Origin of the sequence: Paraburkholderia sp. BR13444, assembly GCF_040948755.1 — a bacterium.
In the GTDB taxonomy this organism is placed as follows: Bacteria; Pseudomonadota; Gammaproteobacteria; order Burkholderiales; family Burkholderiaceae; genus Paraburkholderia; species Paraburkholderia youngii.
On the sequence record NZ_JBFPKM010000034.1, the window covers coordinates 1 to 7,028 of the forward strand.

Genomic DNA, 7,028 nt, shown 5'->3' on the forward strand with positions numbered 1-7,028 from the left:
GTCATGATTCGGCTCCTGCTGGAGAACGAGGCGGATTGCCTCATTCGCCAACATAGAACCGCGCGCCCGGCCTCTCCCTGACCTCAAGCGCCGGACCGTAGCCCCTACCGCGTAAGCGGTTTAGTCCCTCGACCCACATCGGCCGCTCGTGCTTGACGGAATGGGTGGCTGCTTTGGAGGTCTTCGAGACTTCGCGTAATCCCGATTGCATTCAGCCCCGAGGCGTCGACAGCGGTGCGTATCTGCTGGATCGGCAGCGCCACGTGCCACCAGTCGATCCGGCGAGCGATGTTACGTTCAAGTCAACTGCCTAGACCGAGATGCGGCGGATTTCGAATCTCGGCCTCCTCTCCATCTATCAGTAGTTCACCCCATGGTCGGAAGTCGGGACCCGGACTAAGTGTTTACCCCTACAATACATTTTATTTAATTCTAGATAATCTTTCTAGAAAGACCGGGTCCCCTATGGAACAGGTGGGCCCCTGACCACCACCAGTTTGCCAATGGTCACGCTAAGGAGTGCCAACGAGGGTGCCCGCTTCCTCGGTTGATAGGCGGCTCTGACGAATACTTACATTCGAAAATATCGCGAACGCCGATAACTTCGATAGGAGACGCCGTACGCATTTTTCAACAGCAACCCAGTTCAACAAGAGGCTCAAGCATATGAAATTTCAACTCAAACCCATCAACGCCGCGCTGCCTCTCGCCTGCATCGCCATGGCCTGTGGTCAAGCTGCTCTCGCCGACGTGACCGTGAAGATCGGCAGCGCCGCCCCGCTGACCGGCAACATTGCCCACATGGGCCAGGATGCGGCCGATGGCGTCAAGCTCGCTGTCCAGCAAATCAACAACGCGGGCAATCTGGTCATCGGTGGCCAGAAGGTCGTCCTCGAGGTCGATTCGCTGGATGACCAGGCCGATCCCAGGACAGGTACGAATGTCGCGCAGAAGCTGGTCGACGACGGCGTCGTGGCAGTGATCGGCCACCTGAACTCCGGCGTGTCTATCCCCGCGTCCAAAATTTACCGCGACAACGGCGTCACCCAGATCACCCCGGGCTCTACCAACCCGCAGTACACGCTGCAAGGCTACAAGACCGCCTTCCGTGTGATCGGCACCGACGCCCAGCAGGGCCCCGCCCTGGCCAAGTACGCCCGAAACCAGAAGGTCAAGACGGTCGCCATCGTCGACGACGCCACGGCCTACGGCCAGGGCCTTGCGGACCAGTTCGAGAAGACCGCCAAGGCCGAAGGCATCCAGGTGCTATCGCGCGACGCTACCAACGACAAGGCCACTGACTTCAAGGCCATCCTGACCAAGATCAAAGCCGAACGCCCCGACGCCATCATGTATGGCGGCGAGGACGCCACCGGCGGCCCCTTCGCCAAGCAGGCCTTGCAGTTGGCAGTCCCCGCCAGGATCCTGGCGGGAGACGGCGTCTGCACCACCGACCTGGCCAGGCTGGCCGGCAACGCCGCCGATAACCTGGTCTGCTCGGTCGCGGGGGGCGATCTGTCCGCGATGGACGGCAGCGCCGCGTTCGGCAAGGAACTGAAGGCCGCGTACGGCCACGATCCGGTGGTCTACTCGCCGGTTGCGTACAGCGCCGTCTACGTGATCGTCGATGCCATGAAACGCTCCAACTCGGTCACGCGCGCCGGTATCCTGTCCGCCATGCCCTCGACCAATCTCAACACCCTGATTGGCAATATCCGGTTCGACGAGCACGGCGACCTGAAGGACAGCTCCATCTCGCTCTACAAGTACGTCAAAGGCAAGCGGACCCTTCTCGAGGTCGAGAAGATGTAATCGAAGCAGGGCAGACGCGGAAGCCTCCAAGCCCCCGCGCCCGAACCGCACCGGGGGGATTTTTGCTGAAATCTTTGAATGGCCGCCGTCACCGGCGGCGTTTCTCTTGTGCGCTCAGCACGAGGGCACTGCAAGCGGCGCGTCGCGACCGTGATTGACTGGGATGTGCGGCCTGTAGCTGCTGTAGATTGACGCCTAAGATAGCGAAGCGGCGATACGCTACGACAACTGCTCGCCCATCCGGTTCGACGGTCTACACCTACGCGAATAGTACGGTGCTCAAACAGGCCCCAAGTGGACGAGGCGCTGATCAGCGCCCAGCCTTTTCGCTGCGATTTGCACGACCAAGCTCGGCTATGAGCCGAATTCGTGCCTTTGATGCGTTGAGCCCGTCATACCCAGCCGTGGTCAGGCCGAGGTTGTGGGCGTGATCATAGGCATATTTGGTTACGGCTGGGTTGACCCGGAAACCATGGGCGCAGCGTGTCGATAGCACGACAGGGAGGTGCCGTGCGGCTTCGCTCAGCAGTCTCTCTGATTGCGCGGAGAAGCCCCCTGCGCCCTTGCCTGCCACGACGATACCGTCGAGTTTGGAGAGATCCGGGAAGCCAACGAGTAAGCCGAAGGTCTCCATGACGATCGCAACTCGGGCGCCGAGATCGGATAGATGGAGTTCCGCGTAACTCTCGTCAACGATTCCCGATCCTGCGAGCGTGACGATATCGGCGTCTATGGAGCCGCGGATCGCTGTTTCCGGTCCGAAGGGCTGAATGGCTTGCGGCCATACCTTGACGATCGACACCGGATCGAAAATCCGTCCCGCGAAGGCAACGAGGGCGCTCGCGCCCTGCGGCATGACCCGTGCCAGATTTGCAGAATCTGCCAGATTTCGCGGACCATCGGCATTGGCATTGCCACCGGGGATCGCAGCACCGGTCAAAACGACAGGCCGGTCACGATCAAAAAGCAGAGCAGCGGCGTAGGCGACATCTTCCATTGCGTCAGTGCCGCAACACATCACGAAAGCTTCCCTCTCCCGATCCTGCCGCATGACATCACGAGCCCGGCAAAGTGAGGCGAAGGTCAGATCGCAGCTATCGACAGGATCGATGTCATGTCCGATCCAGTCTGCTTGACCGCTCAATGCGATCAAATCGCGTGCCAATAGACGCTTGATCGTCTCGTCAGCCTGATAGTTTTCCGTGATGGTGCCGCCGCAATTGAGGAGTCCGATTTTCATTAGGGTTGGGCCTTTAGACAAGAGTTTCGAAATTTTCTCGCTGGAATATCAATGCCAGTCCCGTCATATCAAATAGGGTGATGTCTTTCGGCTGCGTGATATTGCGATTTCGCCCGCCGGGGTACAGCCGATTTCGATTTCGTCTTTCATGTCACCCCACTGACCCTCGCCGATCTGGCGACTCTGCTGTTTTTCATCTGCGAAGTGCTTCGCTTTTTTGCAGGGTGGCTTCCGGCAATTCGCGCTTGCCTTTCGTGTCGGTGCCGAACGCATTGCCGCGTCGAGCGACGCTCGGTGCCTTGGGCCGTCAGTGCAACATCCCGCCCTTAGTCGCCGAATACGGGCACCGTGCGCTCATTAACCGAGTAAATATCCGCGATGGCTCCGGCGTTCTTGATACCCGTGCCTGTCAACAGGACAACCGTCTCCTCTCGCGCCCGAATCGCCCCAACCTGTGTAAGCCGATCAAATCCTGCAACCGCAGTCGCCGAAGTCAGCTCAGGCAGAAGGCCTAATCGCGCAATCCGCCTGAGAGCTTCAACGATTGCTTCTTCTTCCACAGCCACAGTCGTGCCGCCCGTCTCTCTGACAGCGTTGACCACTTGCGCCAGCCGCAGAGGATGGGCGATGGCCGTCCCCTCGGAGACTGTCTTTCGAACCTCGCGCGGAACGGGAGTCGTGACGCCCGCCTGGAAGCTGGCATCGATGGGAGAGCAGTTCAATGGCTGGCAAACGAAGAGCTTGGGCATTTTGTGAATCTGACCCGCGCGCATCAGTTCCGAGAACGCCAGATAACAGCCAAGTACATTGCTGCCCGCGCCTGCAGGCATGACGATGTTATCCGGCGCCTGGAAGTTGAGGTCCTCCCAGATCTCGTAGCCGACCGACTTGGTCCCTTCGAGGAAAAATGGCTGCCAATTGTGGCTGGCGTAGAAGATGCTCGCGGACTGCCGGACTGCCTCATCCTCACACGCCTGTCGAGGCCCGTCGACAAGTTGCACCTCCGCCCCGTAGGCTCGCATCTGGGCGATCTTCGCGGGCGACGCGTATGCGGGCGCCAGAATCTTCACGCGCATAGCGCCTGCAGCGCCATAAGCCGCCACCGACGCTCCGCCGTTGCCTGAACTGTCCTCCAGAACGGACGTGATACCTTGTTGCCGTAACATCGAAAGCATCACCGTGGTGCCGCGATCCTTGAAGCTGCTTGTGGGGCTGAACCACTCCAGCTTGAAATGCGGCCGGTAGTCGTCCCATGTCTTCTGGATCAGGGGGGTGCAACCTTCCCCCATGGAGATGGGGGAGGCGATCTCGACTGCGAGCGATGCGCGATAGCGCCATTGGGAGCGAGTGTGTCGGTCGATGTCATCTCGGGAAATTCCAGCCAACGGCGAGATCAAGAGCGGTTTGCGGTTGTCCGAACACCACCGAGGCGTGTCTAAAGGATAGGTCGCGCCGCTGAGCGGCTCAACATAGTGCGATTTCAAGTTTCTGACTCCTGGTTGGCGCATACCGGATCGCTGCAAGAGCAAGACGACGATGGCCATGACGTTGTGGGGTGTTGCGGGAAGGCCATTGGTTGATGAAAAGGCGGCCCTTAGGGAGCCAAACGCCAAGCGCCCTTAGCGTCAGGAATTGATCGGTTGAGGCCGCCATCGACTACTTGCGGGGTGGTCGCGCGGCGACGTGCGATGAAGGCGAGGAGCATGCACGGTGCGGGTCATCATCGCGGATCCTCCGGATTCTGGGTTCAGGCCAGGACAGCGATCACCAGGGCCACGCCACGGTGACTCCGAGGCCGAGGTCAGTGGCGCGGCGGTGGATCAATCGAGCGACGGTCAAGTCCTGCAAGGCCAGGCCGGTCATGTCGAAAACGCTGATATCTGTCGGGTCGCGCCGCCATTGGGCATGGCCCGTGAGCAGGTCTCCCATCTCGACGGAAGGCGTCTGCGGTGCCCATTGCAGTTCTCCAAGCTCGCGGGCCTGCTCCAGGTCATCGACAACGATCCGGGCCCGATCCAGGACGCCCACGGGGAGCTCGCGCTTGCCTCGGGTGTCCGCGCCGACGCAGTTCAAATGCGTCCCAGCCCGGAGGGCTGTTTCATCGAAAAGTGGGCCGCTACCGGTCGTCGCGGTGATAATGAGGTCGCTTTGGGCGACCGCCTCATCCGCATTCACGGCGCATTTCAACATGCATTGGTCCGCAAACAAAGATTCAAAGTCTGCCTGCGGTTCCCGATCCAACGAGACGTAATTTACGTGCGTCAGCGAAGGCAGCGTTCTGAGCGCAAACGCGAGTTGAGCCTTGGCCTGGATGCCGGTGCCGAAGACCGTGGCCACGGCGGTGTCCTGACGGGCGAGCAAAGAGAGACCAAGGGCGCCGGCCGCAGCAGTACGTGCTGTGGTGATGGCATTGCCGTCGATTACGCACAGGGGCCGGCCGGTGGCCGGATCGAATAGCAGTACCGTGGCCTGATGCGCTTCGCCACCGATTGACCGGTTCGACGGCCAGAAGCCGGCTGCCTTGAACCCCAGCAGGTCCAGGCTAGCGACATCGCCGGACTTGATGCCAAAGATACCGCCTGTGTTCAGCTTCTCTCGAACCACCGGAAACACGCGGCCCGCCTGCCGTCCGTGGAGTTCGAAAGCCTCACGCACCGCGGCGATGACATCGTCGGGTACGAGCAGTTGCTCGACGACGTGCTTGTCGACGAGGAGGAGCGTGGCGTCACTTGGCATCGCTATATACCGTAGCGCGTGACACGCCCAGGTGGGCGGCGATGGTGTCCATCGCGCGACGGACCTCAAGCAGGCCACCCGCTTTGAGTTCCTTGAGCAGCGAGCGACGATCCTCCGGCCTGAGCGAGCGTGGTGTCGATGCCAGGCGTGCGGCGAACTCGTCGATACGGGCGCGAATTTGGTCCGCGTTAGCAGGGTCCAGCGATTCCCTGGCCGGCGTGCTGCCCTCGACCGCCGTGAACCTGCTCAGCGCGTTCTGGAACCCGTGGAACAGGGTGAGGTCGACGTTCATGCACAGCGCGGCGATGTAGTCGCCCTTGGAGTCCTTGATACCGATGGAAGTGCTTTTTACCTGTCGGCCATCCGAGAACTGGTTCGGATAGTTGGCGATGATCTGCTCATAGGCAGGGTCCATGATCCGCGCCAGACCAAGTTCGGTCGCAGGTTGTCCGACCTCGCGACCCGACAGATTATTGTGGATCGCGAGCACCGCATGCTCCGGATCCAGAAGGTCATGCACCACGACCTCGGTGAAGGGGGCGAAGGTTAGGGCTAGCCCTTCGGCGACCTGTTTGATCTGTTCCAGCAGTAGCTGCTGTTCGGGAGTTTTCTTCGGCATGTTGGGTCCAGTCGTTTTCTTTGGCATGCTGGGCAGTTTGGCTATTGCTAGAAGATTTGTCAAACCCCTAACAAACCGTCTAGATGAAAATCCCGAGCGTTGTTTGGCGAGGAGTTTCCAACGGCTGATAAATCGGTGCATGCACCACAACATGCTCATCCACGCTCTAGTGGATTCCTCTGACCCGACACCCCGCCAGAAGGCCTTCTGATCGGGACCGCCACAGATCTGTGGCCCCCCTTTCGGCCCGTGCGCGGCGCCGTCCGTCACCTTGCCGCGAAGCGCTCGAACACAGGGAACCCCGATGGAGCGCATTCAAACTTTTCCGCAATTGACCGAACGCGGCGACGATAGGCGTTTGCGCGTAATGTTGTACCCCCATGCTGGTTCGATCGCTCCAACAGGCAACATTCCGACTCTTGCCAGAGCAACGGCCGGTTCCTGACTCGATCCGACCTTTGAACGTCTGCGCGACCGTGTGAGCAAATGACGCCTCATGGCGTGCGCCGTGAAAAGGCGGCGCTTTCCAGTGGGTGAAAGCCCCACCCGGCAACCGCTCCAGCCGGAAGCAACCGGAGCAATCGTGGAGGTAACGAAGCGGTTGAAGCCTTCGGTGAAGCG

At 60.4% G+C, this 7,028-nt stretch carries 6 protein-coding genes; 1 reads left to right on the plus strand and 5 read right to left on the minus strand.

All coding sequences use genetic code 11. The features are described from left to right. Window positions 1-666 precede the first annotated feature (666 nt). On the plus strand, window positions 667-1,812 hold the full coding sequence (locus AB3X95_RS38745; protein ID WP_368623988.1) for a branched-chain amino acid ABC transporter substrate-binding protein: 1,146 nt from the start codon (window positions 667-669) through the stop codon (window positions 1,810-1,812). Between the two features lie 310 nt (window positions 1,813-2,122). On the opposite strand, the gene AB3X95_RS38750 is transcribed toward AB3X95_RS38745, so the two are convergent. The 5 genes from AB3X95_RS38750 to AB3X95_RS38770 form a co-directional block, all read right to left on the minus strand. Then, window positions 2,123-3,052: an asparaginase domain-containing protein gene (locus AB3X95_RS38750; protein WP_368623989.1), complete on the minus strand. Its 930-nt coding sequence runs from the start codon at window positions 3,050-3,052 to the stop codon at window positions 2,123-2,125. A 326-nt stretch (window positions 3,053-3,378) separates the two neighbouring features. Further along, entirely contained in the window at window positions 3,379-4,536 is a 1,158-nt protein-coding gene (locus tag AB3X95_RS38755; protein ID WP_368623990.1) for a pyridoxal-phosphate dependent enzyme, read from the minus strand. A 280-nt stretch (window positions 4,537-4,816) separates the two neighbouring features. Continuing rightward, complete coding sequence (locus AB3X95_RS38760; protein ID WP_368623991.1) at window positions 4,817-5,788, minus strand: ornithine cyclodeaminase family protein; 972 nt, start codon at window positions 5,786-5,788, stop codon at window positions 4,817-4,819. Next, complete coding sequence (locus AB3X95_RS38765) at window positions 5,778-6,407, minus strand: transcriptional regulator (RefSeq protein WP_176126290.1); 630 nt, start codon at window positions 6,405-6,407, stop codon at window positions 5,778-5,780. The genes AB3X95_RS38760 and AB3X95_RS38765 overlap by 11 nt, the downstream gene beginning before the upstream one ends. Window positions 6,408-6,722: 315 nt before the next feature. Further along, window positions 6,723-7,028, minus strand: a 306-nt coding sequence (locus tag AB3X95_RS38770) for a hypothetical protein (protein ID WP_368623992.1), incomplete at its 5' end; no start/stop codon positions are given.